The following is a 16845-nucleotide window of genomic DNA, read 5'->3' as shown; positions in this document are numbered from 1 at the left end:
AAAACACAAAGGAGCTTTTTATACTCTTTTCTTAATTTCTAATCCAAAACTGACGTTTATAAGATTTGATTTAGTAGATTGGTTATACAATCATGTATACATACATTTTATAAATTTTTAAATTGATAATCAGTTTATAAAATAATATAATCCAGCATTTATCTTTATTTAAATTAATTTTTAGGTTTGTCTAAAAAATTATTTAAATTTGTCTAAATCTATCCAATAGAGGTATGAAACATACACATGCAGAAGAGAACTACTTAAAAGCGATTTATATGCTCTCGGAAGGGGAAGAAAGGTTGGTTTCAACTACTGCTATGGCTGAACTTTTACGTACCCGTGCTGCCTCGATTACCGATATGATGCAAAAACTACATCATAAAGGCTTGGTGGTTTACAGAAAATATCAGGGCGTAACCTTGACAGAAACAGGAAAACAATCGGCTATAAAAATTTTACGCAAACATTTACTTTGGGAAGTTTTCTTAGTAGAAAAATTAAAATTTGGATGGAATGAAATACATGAAATAGCAGAGCAACTAGAGCATATTGATTCTGATATACTCATAGATCGATTGGACCATTTTCTAGGTAACCCATATTGTAATCCCCATGGAATAGTAATTCCAAATGCAGATGGAAAGATTGTAACCAAGCCTAGACTATTGATGACAGATGTAGCTGAAGGCACAAGTGGTATAATAAGTGCCATTAAAGATGATTCCGTTGCCTTTTTACAATACCTTGGTAAAAGAAACATCTATTTAGGAGCTAAAATGACCGTTATTGAAAAGATTAAATTTGATGAATCTATGGATGTAACTATTGATAACCAATATAAAATTAATATATCTCGTAAAATAACAGATAATATTTTAATCACGCTATAATATTGTAATAAGATGGTTATTTCTATAACATATCTCTCCTTGAATAGATATAAGATTTTTTATTTGTTTTTTTGTTTAACCCTATTTTCCTGTACCAGTGATACGGATGAACCGTTTACCATTTTAACCACCACAGGTATGCTGGGAGATGCGGTTAAAAACATTGTTAAAGAGGACGCACGTGTAATAAGCTTAATGGGGCCTGGTATAGATCCCCATACCTATCAAACTACTCAGAAAGATGTACAACAGCTTAAACATGCCGATATAGTATTTTATAATGGTCTTGATTTAGAAGGTAAAATGACTAATTTATTAAAAGGAATGGCTCAACAAAGACAAGTTTATGCCGTTGGTGACGCGCTCAATCAAACACAGCTACTATATGATGGTACGCTTGGTGTAGACCCTCATATCTGGTTTGATGTAAGTATATGGAAGGAGGTAGTTCGTTTTATCAGTCAAAAACTCCAAGCAGCAAGGCCTGAGTCAGCAGCCTATTATCAAGACAATACAATAGCCTACTTAGGGATCTTAGAGGCATTACATCAATCAGTTACACGCCACATTCAATCCATTCCAAAGCAACAACGGGTATTGATTACCGCACATGATGCTTTTGGTTACTTTGGCAAGGCTTATGATATAGAAGTAGTTGGTTTACAAGGAATTTCTACTGCATCCGAGTGTGGATTAAAAGACATTAAACGTATTGTATCGCTTATTATAAAGCGAAATATTAAAGCAATTTTTTTTGAGACCTCTGTTTCAGATAAATCGATGCGAGCTGTATTAGAAGGTTGTGCCCATTATGGACATAAGGTAGCGATAGGAGGGTACCTCTATTCAGATGCACTTGGTGCACCTAATACGGTAGAAGGAAGCTATTGTGGAATGATTCGCACGAATACCATAACAATTATTAATGCACTTAAAAAAGATACAATCTAAAGGCAACCATAAAGTGAAAATAAATTACTGCTACAAATAGTAAAATTATAGGGAAAAAGTTAGCTTTGCATTGTCTCTCGTATAAAATTATAAACGAAGCAATATTGGGTCGGCTTATCTAAGCAGCAGGAAAGACTTAGTAATCTATAACGATCATGGCTCAATCAATAAAGTGTTAAATATACTATTCTCTATGCTGGCCAATCTCACTGGATTCATATCATCCAATATGTATACCACTGTTTGTCTATTTTTTTGTTTGATTTTATCCTCTTCCTGCACTACTTCAGATGAACCATTTGTTATTTTAACCACTACAAGTATATTGGAAGATGCCGTTAGAAATATTGTAAAAGGCGATGCGCAAGTAGTCAGCTTAATGGGCCCTGGTATAGATCCTCATATCTATCAAACTACTCAAAAAGATATTCAACAGCTTAGACATGCACATATAATTTTTTATCATGGCCTTGATTTAGAAGGTAAAATGACTGACTTATTGCAAAAAATGGCCAAAGAAAAAAAAACGTATGCCGTTAGTGATGCGCTTATCCCAAAACAACTATTGTTTGACGATATATGTTCTATTGGTATAGATCCTCATATCTGGTTTGATGTACAACTATGGCAACAGGTGGTTGGTTTTATTAGTCAAAAGTTACAAGAAGCAAGACCTGAATCAGCGGCTTACTATCAAAAAAATACATTGGTTTATATGGAAACATTAGAAGCATTACATCAAGCCGTCACTGCGCAAATTCAGTCTATTCCCTTTAAGCAACGGGTATTAATCACTGCACATGATGCTTTTGGTTATTTTGGGAAGGCCTATAATATAGAAGTAGTTGGCTTACAAGGAATTTCTACTATATCGGAATGTGGCTTAAAAGATATTAAACGTATTGTATCCCTTATTATAGCACGAAATATTAAAGCAGTTTTTTTTGAGACTTCTGTTTCAGATAGATCGATGCGAGCTGTATTAGAAGGTTGTGCCCATTATGGATATAAGGTAGAGATAGGAGGGTACCTTTACTCCGATGCACTTGGTGCGCCTGATACTTTAGCAGCCACTTATTGTGGCATGGTTGGCGCCAATACTACCACGATTGTAAATGCACTGAAATAAGGATGATACAAACAGACAAGCAAATTGTACAGATAAAAGATTTATCTGTTTCCTATGCAAATAGCAAGGTTGTGTTGGAAAAAGTTGGTTTTGATCTACCATCACATAAAATCATTGGAATAATAGGTCCCAATGGGGCAGGTAAATCTACTCTATTGAAGGCTGCTATGGGGCTTATTCCTTATCAACAGGGTGAGATAAAGCTATTGGGGTCATCTATCCACAAGGTAAGAAGACAGATCAGTTATGTGCCTCAAAAAGAATCAGTAGATTGGGATTTCCCTGCTTCTGTATTTGATATTGCCCTTTTGGGCAGGTATAGTAGATTAAGTTTTTTTGAACGGCCCAATAAAAAAGACAAAGCAATAGCTATGCAGTGCTTAGAAGAATTAGGTATCGCACATCTTGCCAAACGACAAATTGGCGAACTATCTGGAGGGCAACAACAAAGAGTGTTTTTAGCTAGGGCGCTGGCACAAGATGCAGTCTTATATTTTATGGATGAACCTTTTACAGGTATAGATATTACTACAGAAAAAATTGTTATTGCACTCTTAAAAAATATGGTGGCAGCAGGAAAAACCATTGTCGTTGTACACCATGATTTGGGGTCAGTAGATAGTTATTTTGACTGGCTAGTCTTGCTCAACCATAAACTTATAGCTGCCGGTGATACAAAAAAGGTCTTTACAGCTGGTTTGCTCGAAACAACCTATCATAGTAGATTCACCTGCTTCAAGGCCTCTTCCAATAAGTGCCGGTTATAGGTTTTGCGTATAGCACTCCACCGTTTGGGTTATATAGAGTAGAAGTAGAATCGGTTCTATGTAACCTGTAAGTTATTGTATGTTCACCGTTGCATCCCCATAGGGTGCGCTTAATAGTTTTTTAGGTAAAAAAAATAAAATATATTGCCATCAAACAAAATAATTTATATAGACCGAACCAATTATTATAACTATGTCAAATGATCCCGATACCCTTACACCTAGAGAAATTGTAAAAAAACTCGATAAATATATTATCGGCCAAGCAGCAGCCAAACGCAATGTGGCCGTTGCCTTGCGGAATAGATGGCGCAGAATGCAGGTTACAGGAGCCTTAAAGGAAGATATTGTGCCAAATAATATCTTAATGATTGGACCGACTGGGGTAGGCAAAACAGAAATAGCTAGGCGATTGGCCAAAATTGCAAAAGTTCCTTTTCTGAAAGTAGAAGCCTCCAAATTTACAGAAGTAGGCTATGTAGGGCGTGATGTAGAGAGTATGGTAAGGGATTTAGTGGAACGTGCTGTAGCCATGGTAAAGTCAGAAAAAGTCGAAATAATCCAGCATAAAGCCATTGAACAAGTAGAAGAGATTATTTTAGATATATTGCTTCCTCCCTTTCAACAAAAAAAAAGTGAAGAGACTTCTTTAGATACTACACAAAGCAGCCATACTACGCGGGAACGCTTTCGTGAAAAATTAAGAAGTGGTCTACTGGATCAACAACAAATAGAAATTAAAATAACCAAGACTATTCCAGCGGGTAATATAAATAGTCTAGGGGCTAGTCCTGCCATGGAAGAAGGATTTGTAATGAATTTTCAGGATATGCTGAGCAGTTTTTTACCCAAACAAACTAAAAAAAGGAAAGTGACTATTGCAGAGGCACGTGCCTTGCTATTGACAGAGGAAACAGCCAAGCTCATTGATATGAATGCGGTTAAAGAAGAAGCCTTAGCAAGGGCTAGCCATTCGGGCATTATTTTTATAGATGAAATAGATAAAATTGCCCAGGCTGGTCAAGGAAATGGTCCAGGCGTAAGTCGGGAAGGCGTTCAGCGTGATCTTTTACCCATTGTAGAAGGCAGTACAGTACAGACCAAACATGGCCCCATTCAGACAGATCATATTCTTTTTATTGGGGCAGGTGCTTTTCATATGGCTAAACCATCTGACCTTATTCCAGAATTACAAGGTCGGTTTCCCATTCGTGTGACTTTAGAAAATCTTTCACAAAAGGATTTTTATAAGATTCTAGATGAACCTAAAAGTGCATTACCCATCCAGTATCAAGCACTGTTAGCAGTAGAAAACGTTAGGCTAGATTTTAGCCCAGAAGCCAAACAAGAAATTGCCGCCACTGCCTATCTCCTCAATGAAGAGATAGAAAATATTGGTGCCAGGAGGTTGCAAACTGTAATGAGCCATCTATTAACGCCTATTTTATTTGATGTTCCAGATACCATTAGGCCCGATACGGCCATTACCATCACCAAAAAAATGGTCCAAGAAGTGCTGGCTGACTTAATAAAACAAAAAGACCTTAGTGCGTATATTTTATAATCCATGCTACTTTCAAACTGCTTTTTTTGTAGCCTCTATTGCGCAACATAGACCATCTATTCAAGGCCTATGTGCTATTTTTTGCTTATATTTAAGCACTACTTCCTAGTAAGATTAACATAATAATTGCTGCACTATATGGCCTTTTTTATTAAAGCAACTCAATTTTTAGCGGCTCTATTCATCATAGTTGGTATACATGAATTGGGCCATTTGCTTTTTGCTAAGCTATTTAAAATGCGGGTCAATAGCTATATGATTGGATTCCCTCCTAAACTATTTAAAGTTAGGTGGGGGGAAACAGAATATGCCTTAGGATCAATTCCTTTAGGTGGAGCTGTTCAGATTGCAGGTATGGTGGATGAATCATTGGCGATTGATCATTTGCAAAATAGTCCACAACCCTGGGAATTTCGTTCAAAGCCAGCCTGGCAACGGTGCCTCACTATATTGGGTGGTATTATCTTTAACCTACTCAGTGGCATATGCATATGGATTGGTTTAACCTATATAATGGGCAACACCTATTTACCTAAAGATGAAGTAAATAAATATGGGATCATACCAAGTGCACTAGCTAAAAAAATAGGTTTTAAAAGAGGGGATAAAATTATGAAAATAAATGGAAAAAATTTTGATGATTTTAATGATGTTTTATCACCCAGCTTTTTACTCCGTAGTAAAAGCTATTATACTATCAACAGAGATGGTCAGTCACTCACACTACCCATTCCAGAAAATGTCCTAGAAAACGTATCAGATATACAAAAAGATTTTTTTATAAGGCCCATTTTCCCTTGCGTGATTCACGCCGTTCGCCCAAACAGTAGTGCTACCCTAGCAGGCCTAATGATTGGAGACCAAATTATTAAACTAGCTGGCCAATCTACCCTTGATGTATATGACTTAATAAGGATAGTTGAAACTTGTTTGGATAAAACAGTTGAACTAGTCTACTTGCGGAATGGCATAAAAATGGTTACTCAGGTTCAGATAGATCAACAAAGATTAGGTATTGAATGGGCTCAGCCTAAATATAGGCAACTAGATTATTCATTTATAGCATCTATTCCCATTGGCCTAAAAAAAGCTTTAGAGTTGATGCAATGCCATTTTTTAACCATATGGAAATTAATGACAGGCAAACTTGCTTTAAAAAAATCCTTAGGTGGTCCGATTAGCATCGCCCAAAATTTTGGCAATGAATTTATTGGATATAAATTTTGGACCCTAGTTGCCTTATTATCCATCACGATTGGTTTAATGAACTTGCTGCCTATTCCAGCATTAGATGGAGGGCATGCTTTATGTATATTGTATGAAGTACTATCTGGCAGAAAACTTTCTGATAAATTTTTACAAAGCACTCAAAAACTCGGCATGATCCTTATGCTTTTACTTATGCTTTATGCATTGGGTAACGATATTCGTAAGCTATTATAAGTAGTTTTATACCCATATTATTTTTACTTTTTGGCATAGTATTTAAGTGTACAATCATATATCGTATAAGATCACACTAAAAAAATAAATTAGAAATCATTTATAACCATATGTACTTCAACAAATCACTAGTAATGGATGGAGGTCTTGCTTCTGGATGGGGTGAAGATGGCATAGGCGGTATGGTAGAACTCATTGTCTCTGATGAAAAAGAAGAGCTCTCTGGTGACCATACCCAAGGTAGAATACCCTTGTTGGCACTTCGTAATATGGTTCTTTTTCCTAACATTGTAGTCCCTATTGCCGTTAAAGAAAGGCAGGCGATGCATTTGATAGAAGTCATACATGAAAAAGATGGCCTATTAGGCATCATTGCACAGCGCAATCCAGAAAATTTTGAAGGTAAACAGACCGACGTATATCCAATAGGTACACTAGCCAAAATTATTAAAATTATTAATTTACCAAATGGTAAAACCATTGCTTTGGTACATGGCAAACAAAAATTTAAGACCATTCAAGTCTTTACAGAGTCGTTAGGACTAGAAGCTACTATTCAACTGCTAAAGGATCAACCTTATAAAAAAGACAAAAAAGTTCTTGCACTTATGCAATCCTTAAAAGATGTAGCGATTAAGATTCTTAAATTTCGACCTGATGGTTCTAGCGAAGCACAGGCCATGCTAACCAATATTAAAAGTATTGATTTTCTTACCTATTTTTTGGCTTCTAATTTAAATACAGATATCCATTACAAGCAAAAGTTACTAGAGTTAAGCAATAGTACCAAGCGCGCCAATTTGCTCTTAAAGCATCTTTTAAAAGAATTAGAAATCTCAGAACTTAAAAAAGAGATTCAAGATAAAGTACACTCTGATATTAGTCAGCAACAACGAGATTATTACTTAAGGCAACAGGTTAAAGTGCTACAGGATGAACTAGGCGAAAATGATGTTTCAGATGAAATTGATACATTACGTGAAAAAGGAAATAAAAAACAATGGCCTAAAGAAGTAGCCAATTATTTTAAAAAGGCATTGGAAAAAGCTGAACGGATGAGCCCACATAGTCCAGATTATTCCATTAGTATCAACCATGCAGAGCTGCTCGTAGATTTGCCTTGGGACCATTATACCAAAGACAATTTAGACCTGACCCGGGCAAAAAAAATTTTTGATGCAGACCACTATGGTATTGAAAAAGTCAAAGAGCGCCTTTTAGAATTTCTAGCAGTTGTACGGCTAAAAAAAAATATGAAAGGACCTATTTTATGTTTATGCGGTCCTCCTGGAGTAGGAAAAACTTCTTTAGGAAAGTCTATTGCCAAAGCAATGGGTAGGAAGTATGCACGTATTGCACTAGGTGGGCTAAATGATGAGGCGGAAATACGTGGACATAGAAAAACCTATATTGGTGCAATGGCTGGAAAAATTATCTATAACATTCAAAAGAGTGGTGTATCTAATCCAGTTATTGTGCTAGATGAAATTGATAAAATAGATAGCATGCGTGGAGATCCAGCATCTGCGCTACTAGAAGTGCTAGATTCAGAACAAAACAATGCTTTTGTCGACCATTTTTTGGAAGTCCCATATGATCTTTCTAAAATTCTATTTGTAGCCACTGCCAATTCAATGGATCGAATTCCATCTGCTTTACAGGACAGAATGGAAGTGATTGAAGTAAGTGGCTATCTTCTAGAAGAAAAGATAGAAATTGCAAAAAAATATCTCTTTCCCAAACAAAGAAAAGAACATGGCCTTAAATCTACTGATCTAGCCATACAAGATGATGCCTTGGCTACTATTATAGCAAGTTATACGCGCGAATCTGGCGTACGTGAACTATCTCGTCAAATAGCCAATATTTGCAGAAAGGCCGCAAAATCCATTGCTTTAGCGGAAGCTTATACTAAAAAAATCAAACCAACTGATGTTATTACTTTACTTGGCCCAGAGCCATTTGACCAAGCACCTTATCAAACCACATCCTTACCTGGTGTCTCAATTGGTTTAGCCTGGACAGCTGCTGGTGGTGAAATTCTCTTTATAGAATCTGTTTTGAGTAAAGGAAAAGGAAGGATTAATTTATCTGGTCATCTAGGAGAAGTTATGAAGGAATCTGCTATGACAGCCCTTTCTTACTTAAAAGCCAATGACCAGTACCTTGATGTATCACATGGTGTATTTGAAAATTATGATCTACACATTCATGTTCCTTCTGGGGCAGTTCCTAAAGATGGTCCTTCTGCAGGCATTACTCTTTTTACTTCATTGGCATCTCTATATACGCAGAAAAAGGTAAAAGACTGCTTGGCCATGACAGGGGAAATTACCTTACGTGGCGAAGTACTGCCAGTAGGTGGTATTAAAGAAAAAATTCTAGCAGCAAAACGTGTAGGTATGAAAGAAATTATACTCAGTAGCAAAAACAAAAAGGATGTACAAGAAATAAAAAAAATCTACCGTGAAAATCTAATATTTCACTATGTAGATTCTGTAGATCAGGTCTATCGGCTGGCACTTCAAGAACATAAAATAGCTAATCCCAAAGTTTGGGATGGCAATTTGATTGAACCGATAATGGAAAAAAATAAACCATAAACCATAAACCATTTTAGCTTTTTTTGCTTGATTAACCTGAAATATGATTGTAATCTTTCATATTTTCTGTGTAGGCATCTAGTGATATAATTTATATTATGTTAAATAGAAAATAAGAAATTATAAGGATAAATAGAAACTATCGCCAAATAACTTGTCAAGAACTGGAAAAGTAGATTCCCTTGATCCTTCTCATCAACCGGGCCTACATGCTAGCTAGCAGGGCGACTTGGATATTGGTTGCTATGGTCCCCACTTGGGGAAACTATATTTTGTATGTGATCTGGATTATTTATAAATGAAGTGTTAGCCGAAAAATCACCTTGTATTGACATACTGGACATTGATTGGGTTAAGACTTGAATAGAATCAGTAGGTGAACTGGTTGCATGTCCAAGATCTTGTTCTGAATCGCTTAACAATGCTACTACTTCCTTTGGCGCTTTCTCTTTTTCAAGGAACTCTTGTATAACTTTCTGTACTTTATCTTTATTATCGGCCATTGAAAATGCAGTTTCCCCATGTTGGCTGGTGGTCGACTGAACAAAATCTTTTTTGTATTGGTCTTGAAGAGACAGGATAGAAGCAATAGAGTTCTGAGTAGTTAGTCGGCCCTGAAATACCATATAATTATTTGTTAATCAGCAAATAAATGGTTTAATTTATATATGGTTAATAACCAGTTTTTAGGTTGTTTTGTATAAAAAGCTTGCAAAATAAGGATGAAATCTAAGAAAATAAATAATAGCCTTGAGCGTTTGTTTGAGCAACGCTTATCTAGTTTTCTCAACCCGAAACATCCATTATTCCAGTTATCTGATTCGATTCCTTTTCACTCCTTAGCATCAGATTTAGACCGCGGTTTTAGCTATGGACCTGGTCAACCTCCTTTGCCTATTCGTTTAATTATAGGTCTTCTCATTATCAGTCATATGTATAATATTTCTGATGAACAAGTAGTGGTTAGATGGGTAGAAAACCCTTATTGGCAATACTTTTGTGGATATGATTATTTTCAGTTTAAGATGCCTTGTAACCCCAGTTCATTGACCCGTTGGCGCCATAGATTAGGTCAAGAAGGTCTCAGATTTTATCTATGACTATAGACTTAGACGACTAAAAAAAAAGTAACTAGACCCGAAAAGAACTTGAAAAAGTTATAGCTGATACTACTGTAATGGAGAAAAATATCCGTTACCCAACTGACTCTTCTTTGCTTAATAAATCCAGAGAAAAATTGGTCAGTATAGCCAAGAAAACAGGTATTAAACTGCGTCAAACTTATCAGCGTTTAGGTCTATCTATCAAACGTAAAGTTGATTGCTATGCTCATGCTAAACAGTATAAACGTTTATCTAAAGGCATTAAAACATTAAAAACCTATCTTGGTAGAGTAGTCAGAGATGTAGAACGTTCTATACAATCCTCTGATGATCTAATACGGAATCAATTTACCAATCTACTATCTATAAGTAAAAAACTTATAAACCAATACAAAAAAAGTAAAGATAAAATTTATAGCATCCATGAACCATCCGTCTACTGTGTAAGTAAAGGTAAGTCTAAACATCCTTATGAGTTTGGTTGCAAGGTACAATTTACAGTAACGCATAAAAAAGGTTTAATTGTTTCAACAGAAGCAATACATCCTAATGCTTACGATGGCCATACTTTGCAGAAGAGTTTATTACAAGCCGAGCAATTATCTGGTACCAAAGTAAAGTATGCTTTTGTAGATAAAGCCTACCGGGGTAATAATATACCTGTTAGTGAATGTAATATATTTATAAGTGGTTACTAAAAGGGGAATAACGCCTGCTACTAAAAAAAGCTAATAAAAAGAAGATCTTCTATTGAACCGCATATTGGTCATATGAAATCCGATGGTAAATTATCTGTTAACTATTTGAAAGGTATTCTAGGAGATAAACTTAACGTTATTTTATGTGCTATTGCTCATAACCTACGACTGATTACAAGAAAGTTATTCTTAACACACTCACAATCACATAAATTAAAACCTATATAATTAAAATTCTTAATCCAAAACCAGTTATACCTATATCTTGGGTAGGAAAAATAGAGCGCCTGCTAAACCATAAATATTGTAAAAAAAGATCCATTCAATAAATTTATTCAAAAATAATATTTCAGGGCCGACTAGTTAGAGTAGATGGATGCTTGGTCCTAAAATTTCTTCTCTTTTCTTATGTACCTCATTAAGTATATTTAAACGTCAGTTTTGGATTAGAAATTAAGAAAAGAGTATAAAAAGCTCCTTTGTGTTTTAAATTTGTGGGATTGAAAAATAATCATAAAAACCAAAGGAGCCGGATATGATAGCTGGTATTACAGCTTATTCACTAAAAGAGAAAAAACCGGCTATAGATAATATATATACAACTGGTTTACAATAAGTCTAATCCGAAACTCACGTTTTAAAGCTTCTTCACGTTTGCCTTGACGAGATAGTATAGAACCAATCTCATGCAGAGTAGTTAGAGTAGATGGATGCTTAGGTCCTAAAATTTCTTTTCTTTTTTCATATACGTCTTTAAAGATATTTAAAGCTTCTTCACGTTTGCCTTGACGAGAAAGTATAAAAGCAATATTATGCAGAGTAGTTAAAGCTTCAGAAGAATTAGTCCCTAAAACTTTTTCTCTTTTTGCATATACCTCCCAATATATCTTTAAAGCTTCTTTGAATTCACTTTGACGAGACAGTACGAAAGCAATATTAAATTTAGTATTTAAAGTATCAGGATGATCAGCCCCTAAAACCTTTTCTCTTTTTGCATATACCTCCCAATATATTTTTAAAGCTTCTTTGAATTCACTTTGACGAGATAGTACAAAAGCAATATCATGCTGAGTATTTAGTCTTTAAAGGGAGGGAAAAATACTAGAAAATTAAACTGATTTAATTAGTAATTTTTTACGGTATGCTTAATACTACAAAATTTAAATATTAAAGTCAACAAATTTTATAATTTTATCTTTGTATAATATTTTTATGCAGAAATAAAATTATTATTATTTGTCCTAATTTTTCAGGCCACTATAATTCTTTCCCTCTTGCTTGGGTTGTATGTCATTGACAGACGAATATATAATACACTTTACGTAGTAAAGTATAGTGTGCTATATTATACCCCTACTCTTTAAGTTAGAATTAATATTTTTTCTGTTTAATGGCTAAATCCATTTTACTTCTCTAAATGTGCTTCTTGCATTTCATATTCCCAGTTATCTACCATTCTGGTTGATTCATTGAAGTTGAGGCCTAACAGTATAATGGCTTTTTGTCTGAGTAAGTAAGGACTATAGTATTGATTTGCTTTGATTTGTTCTAAGGCTATTTTACCACTGGATTTATACTTAATTTCTATAATGTATATGACCGTTTCTAATTCTAGAACGATATCTGCCCTCCCTTGACTAGATAGTGCTTCACTATGCATCTGCATTTTTCTTCCACCTAAAAATCCCAATCCTTGCAATAGCATGTGTAGGTTACTATGGAATTGCTTTTCCTGTTTGGTATCGATATAATAAGGAAGTGTGGCAAAGGCGGTATTGATACTAGCTATAAAGGTCTTGATTTTTTTATTGGCTAGTGCATGCCTGATTTTTTCTCTCTCTTGTATAAAATAATCCTTTACGCTCTTCTCTAGGCTATATCTTATACTCCTTTGAAAGGACTCTTCTATTTCTTTATTAGGGAATTTTAGGGTGTATAAACTACTAGATTCATCATAATCATCAATCGTTAGATACCCCGTTTGAAACATAAGCGACTTTAAACTAATCTCATTTCTACTGCCAGTATACATTAGTTCGTCTCTAGTGGCCTTGATTTGAAGGTGGTCCATGTTAAGGTCAAATCTACCAGGATCTGCCAACATCTGGTTAATAAGTATAGTGGGGCTACCTGATTCATACCAGTAGTTTGCTAGTTTGCCAGAATCTAAAAATCTTAGAGTAGACCAGGGATTATATACACTTGCTCCATCCTCATAAAACTTATAACCATTATAATAAGTTGCGATGCGCCCCATCACTGATGATTCAGTTATTTTTTTATTTTCTTTTTCACTCCATTTTTTAGCAATCGATGCTAAGTTTTCTGAGAATATGGTTTCTATTTCTTGTTGCGTATAACCAAACATAGCATCAGCAGATGCATCAATGGTGATGTCTTTTAAATGATTAGCCCCTGAAAATACATCTGATAGACTAAATTTGCTTACACCAGTGATAAACGTAAATTGAAAGTAGCTATTGAGTGACTTTAAGGCCATAAAAAAATCTTTCATGACTTTTATATTAGCTTTTTCTAGGTCCGAACCTTTTGTTAGGTTAACAATTGGTGCATCATATTCGTCTATAAGGACTACTATTTTTGGTTCATAATGGTCATCTAATGTAGACATATCTTCAACCAAATTAGTAAACCTTGTTTTAAGAACCTGTCCGGTAATGCACAAATTGTATGATGAAGCAATACGTGTAAGGAGGTCTTCTAAAGATATTTGTAATAGTTCTGGAGAATCATTGGTTAACCTTGAAAAATCTAATTTAATCACCGGATATTTCTTCCATTGATAACCATTTTCTGGGCTACCTATATAACAATCTTTAAAAACTTCTTGTGCTCCACTGCATATAGTAGCCAGTGTGTCAATAAATAGTGATTTCCCAAATCTTCTAGGCCGGGCTATGAAGATAGGATTTCTCTTTTCAATCAACTCTTGTGCATATCTTGTTTTATCTACATAATACCCTGTTTCAATTACTGATTTAACATCTGAATAACCAATAGGTAGTGCATTTATCTTACGCATAGCTTATACTTTTTCTATTTCGTTTCTTTGGGGAGCCTTTTAACTCAATTTTACAGCTTTTTCTTTAAGTTTAGTCGATCTAATGATATTTTGTTGTAATAAGTTATAAGCTGCTAGCCGTTCATTCACTTTAAGATGGGCTGCATCTTCGTCTAATAAATGCTGAATCTCTTTATTATTGGATAGCAATTCATCTGCTTCTCTTTCATATGCATCTGCTAGCAATAGTTGTTTGGTATGGGCATATTCCCCGACCGTACGATCATAGTGAATCGACTTTTCGACCGCCTTGTTAAGTTTTTGCAAATCGGTATATTTCCCATTTGTAGCTTTAATCCCCACTAATTTACCAGTATTTTTTAGGAATCTATTCACACCACGAATGGTTTGCTTTTCTCTTGCACAGCTATACTGCATATTTCTTGTAAGTTTGGCCGTATATTGCGTATCTGGGATATAACTAGCGGGATTTAAGCTGATGCCCAAGACATCTTCCGTTTGACCTACAATCATTTTTTTAAAATCTATATTTTTGAGGCGGCTACCTAGTTTGATGGCATCTCTTACCTTCCTATTGGCTTTTTCTATCGCCCTTTTCGTTTCCATAGCCGTTTTAGCTGTATCCTTAATTTTCTCAAAAGTGCTTTTTTCTGTTTTTGCAATGGTTTTAAGCAGGTCTACCTGTTTATCCTGCTTGCCAAATAGTTTTTTTACAGTGCTACCAAAGGGTACATAATCTAAGGCACTTTCACCAAAATCTTTGATTTTATCCCATGTTTGTCCTGCATAGGCTACTGTGGTCGTAGATAGGAACAATATAGATACATACCTTTTAAAGCTCATTTATTTTTTCTTTTTAAACAACAGATATATACCTCTTCTTGTCTTATATAGTGTCGTCATAAGAAGTTAGCCCATAGATGGATACATCTAATTTGGACAGCTGCCAAGAATGATGCTGTGTTTTTTGCATACCTAGTGGAGATTCCTCTCCATTGCTTAATTTTGAGAAACATATTTTCAACAAGATGTCGGAATTTATATAGATTTTTGTCAAAATCACGCTTTATTTTTCTGTTTTTTTTGGGAGGGATAACAGGAACAATACCTTTTTCTCTAGCATATTTAATGATTTTATCGGTATCATAGGCGCGGTCTGCTAACAAATGCTTTGGAGTTATCCCTTCAATAAGATATGTAGATTGGCTACAATCAGCTCTGGTACCTTCTGTGATAATAGCTCTGACCGGCATACCAGACGCATCCACGGCCAAATGTAGCTTCGTATTAAGCCCCCTTTTGTTCGACTCATAAAATTGGTTTCCTCCTTTCGCACCCGTTCCATGCATATGTACTTTTATATAAGTTTAATTCAATCATAAGCCATTTAAAATCAGGATTATTAATTAGTCTCTCTAAGATCCTTTCCCATATACCATTATCTCTCCAGCGAGAAAATCTACGATGGGTGTTTTTCCAATCCCCATAGCTAGATGGAAGATCACGCCAAGGAGATCCTGTACGTAAAATCCAAAATACTGCATTAATAAACAGCCTATTATCTTTGGCAACAGCTCCCCAACCTCCTTGTTGACCTGGAAGTAGAGGTGATAAAATAGACCATACTTTGTCTGAAATATCATGACGGTGAATCCATTTAGACATCTTAGGAATATAATTGATCTTATTAATCTAAAAATATAATAAACGTGAGTTTCGGATTAGACTTATTGTAAACCAGTTGTATATATATTATCTATAGCCGGTTTTTTCTCTTTTAGTGAATAAGCTGTAATACCAGCTATTAAATTGACAATAAAATTAGGTATACTTCTATGCCTGGAGTGTTCTATCTGACTAATATTTTTAAGCTGATCGATAATGGTTTCAATGATAGATCTCTTTCGAAGCATTAGCCTATCCCAGATAGGCATGAAAGCATTTTTCATATTTTTTCTGATTTGAGTAATCAGTTCTATGCCTTTTCCCATAAGTTTTTCAAATAATTCTTTACTCAAGTAGCCTTTATCAGCAAATACTTTTCCGATCAAATTTTTACATAAGTTTTCTACTGGCCATCTATCATTGGACTTACCTGTAGTAAGAGAAAAATTCATAATTTCTCCTAAATCATTGACAATCAAGTTTAATTTGATTCCGTAAAACCATCCAGTAGTAGTTTTACCTTTACTAGCAATTGTCTTAAATACTTTATGAGCATAAGCTCTTTTTATATTACAAACCTTTATAGCGGTTGAATCCATAAAATAACAGCCTGTTCTCGTTTTAGAAAGACTTTGAGAAAAAAAGTAAAATGGAACTACTGTTCTTTGAACTAGGGATATAAATCTACTATAGCTTACTAACTTGCAAAAGTCATTAGAATGAAATTGTTGTAAATGAATATAATACAACTTAAAATTTCTAAAGCCAATTACATGAAAAGCAATTAATATTGTCATTATTTCGCTCAAAGTCAGTGAACATGTTCTAGTAGGTTTTCTATCTGAAGTAGGTAACAAATGTGATTCCATATAAGGCATAAATTTTATAAGAAATTCATCAACAGCGTAATATATTTCAACTAATTTTGATACATTTCATATCCGGCTCCTTTGGTTTTTATGATTATTTTTCAATCCCACAAATTT

At 34.8% G+C, this 16845-nt stretch carries 13 protein-coding genes and 2 pseudogenes; 8 read left to right on the top strand and 7 right to left on the bottom strand.

Going from position 1 to position 16845, the window contains the following annotated elements; translation table 11 throughout:
• Nucleotides 1-233: 233 nt before the first annotated feature.
• The 7 genes from CHV_RS01805 to lon all read left to right on the top strand — a co-directional run bounded on the left by CHV_RS01805 (nt 234) and on the right by lon (nt 9350).
• Entirely contained in the window at nt 234-893 is a 660-nt protein-coding gene (locus CHV_RS01805; protein ID WP_034576719.1) for a metal-dependent transcriptional regulator, read from the top strand.
• 63 nt (nt 894-956) lie between these two features.
• Nucleotides 957-1844, top strand: coding sequence for a metal ABC transporter solute-binding protein, Zn/Mn family (locus tag CHV_RS01800; RefSeq protein WP_223245663.1), 888 nt, complete (start codon nt 957-959; stop codon nt 1842-1844).
• 172 nt (nt 1845-2016) lie between these two features.
• Nucleotides 2017-2973: a metal ABC transporter solute-binding protein, Zn/Mn family gene (locus tag CHV_RS01795; RefSeq protein WP_223245662.1), complete on the top strand. Its 957-nt coding sequence runs from the start codon at nt 2017-2019 to the stop codon at nt 2971-2973.
• Nucleotides 2974-2975: 2 nt separating this feature from the next.
• Nucleotides 2976-3740 carry a metal ABC transporter ATP-binding protein gene (locus CHV_RS01790; protein ID WP_034576711.1) on the top strand — a complete coding sequence of 255 codons (765 nt, stop codon included), beginning with the start codon at nt 2976-2978 and terminating at the stop codon, nt 3738-3740.
• Nucleotides 3741-3933: 193 nt separating this feature from the next.
• The gene (gene hslU, locus CHV_RS01785; RefSeq protein ID WP_034576710.1) at nt 3934-5304 is read left to right on the top strand and encodes an ATP-dependent protease ATPase subunit HslU; all 1371 of its coding nucleotides are present in this window, start codon (nt 3934-3936) and stop codon (nt 5302-5304) included.
• A 138-nt stretch (nt 5305-5442) separates the two neighbouring features.
• On the top strand, nt 5443-6747 hold the full coding sequence (gene rseP, locus CHV_RS01780; RefSeq protein WP_034576707.1) for an RIP metalloprotease RseP: 1305 nt from the start codon (nt 5443-5445) through the stop codon (nt 6745-6747).
• 110 nt (nt 6748-6857) lie between these two features.
• Entirely contained in the window at nt 6858-9350 is a 2493-nt protein-coding gene (gene lon, locus CHV_RS01775) for an endopeptidase La (RefSeq protein ID WP_034576705.1), read from the top strand.
• 212 nt (nt 9351-9562) lie between these two features.
• Here the strand turns inward: lon and CHV_RS01770 are convergent, their stop codons facing one another.
• Nucleotides 9563-9976, bottom strand: coding sequence for a hypothetical protein (locus CHV_RS01770; protein ID WP_034576704.1), 414 nt, complete (start codon nt 9974-9976; stop codon nt 9563-9565).
• A gap of 96 nt (nt 9977-10072) precedes the next feature.
• Between CHV_RS01770 and CHV_RS05200 the strand changes: the two are divergent.
• Nucleotides 10073-11480: pseudogene (locus CHV_RS05200) on the top strand (IS5 family transposase).
• Between the two features lie 252 nt (nt 11481-11732).
• Here CHV_RS05200 and CHV_RS05845 read toward each other — a convergent pair.
• The 6 genes and pseudogenes from CHV_RS05845 to CHV_RS01735 all read right to left on the bottom strand — a co-directional run bounded on the left by CHV_RS05845 (nt 11733) and on the right by CHV_RS01735 (nt 16737).
• The gene (locus CHV_RS05845; protein WP_420888357.1) at nt 11733-11969 is read right to left on the bottom strand and encodes a tetratricopeptide repeat protein; all 237 of its coding nucleotides are present in this window, start codon (nt 11967-11969) and stop codon (nt 11733-11735) included.
• A gap of 30 nt (nt 11970-11999) precedes the next feature.
• A pseudogene (locus CHV_RS05840) lies at nt 12000-12218 on the bottom strand (tetratricopeptide repeat protein); the annotation flags it as partial.
• A gap of 338 nt (nt 12219-12556) precedes the next feature.
• Nucleotides 12557-14194: an AAA family ATPase gene (locus tag CHV_RS01755; protein WP_034576701.1), complete on the bottom strand. Its 1638-nt coding sequence runs from the start codon at nt 14192-14194 to the stop codon at nt 12557-12559.
• A gap of 39 nt (nt 14195-14233) precedes the next feature.
• A complete protein-coding gene (locus CHV_RS01750; RefSeq protein WP_130721317.1) occupies nt 14234-15010 on the bottom strand; it encodes a hypothetical protein in 777 nt (258 codons plus the stop codon).
• Nucleotides 15011-15093: 83 nt separating this feature from the next.
• Nucleotides 15094-15859 (bottom strand): IS5 family transposase gene (locus CHV_RS05190; RefSeq protein ID WP_156933588.1). Its coding sequence is split into 2 segments (ribosomal slippage): nt 15094-15561 and nt 15563-15859, totalling 765 coding nucleotides; the frame shifts between segments, so codons are not numbered across the junction.
• Nucleotides 15860-15921: 62 nt separating this feature from the next.
• Nucleotides 15922-16737 (bottom strand): IS982 family transposase, encoded by an 816-nt coding sequence (locus CHV_RS01735; RefSeq protein ID WP_051602147.1) that lies wholly within the window; start codon nt 16735-16737, stop codon nt 15922-15924.
• Nucleotides 16738-16845 lie beyond the last annotated feature (108 nt).

The organism is Cardinium endosymbiont cBtQ1 of Bemisia tabaci, assembly GCF_000689375.1.
In the GTDB taxonomy this organism is placed as follows: domain Bacteria; phylum Bacteroidota; class Bacteroidia; order Cytophagales; family Amoebophilaceae; genus Cardinium.
The sequence above is the reverse complement of the archived record's forward strand: the minus strand, read 5'-3'. Positions and strand labels throughout refer to the sequence as shown.

Bases quoted from the DNA above. Each gene is read 5' to 3' on its own strand.
- CHV_RS01805 (WP_034576719.1), top strand. From the start codon at position 234: ATGAAACATACACATGCAGAAGAGAACTACTTAAAAGCGATTTATATG.
- CHV_RS01755 (WP_034576701.1), bottom strand. From the start codon at position 14,194: ATGCGTAAGATAAATGCACTACCTATTGGTTATTCAGATGTTAAATCA.
- lon (WP_034576705.1), top strand. From the start codon at position 6,858: ATGTACTTCAACAAATCACTAGTAATGGATGGAGGTCTTGCTTCTGGA.
- hslU (WP_034576710.1), top strand. From the start codon at position 3,934: ATGTCAAATGATCCCGATACCCTTACACCTAGAGAAATTGTAAAAAAA.
- CHV_RS01735 (WP_051602147.1), bottom strand. From the start codon at position 16,737: ATGCCTTATATGGAATCACATTTGTTACCTACTTCAGATAGAAAACCT.
- CHV_RS01790 (WP_034576711.1), top strand. From the start codon at position 2,976: ATGATACAAACAGACAAGCAAATTGTACAGATAAAAGATTTATCTGTT.
- rseP (WP_034576707.1), top strand. From the start codon at position 5,443: ATGGCCTTTTTTATTAAAGCAACTCAATTTTTAGCGGCTCTATTCATC.
- CHV_RS01770 (WP_034576704.1), bottom strand. From the start codon at position 9,976: ATGGTATTTCAGGGCCGACTAACTACTCAGAACTCTATTGCTTCTATC.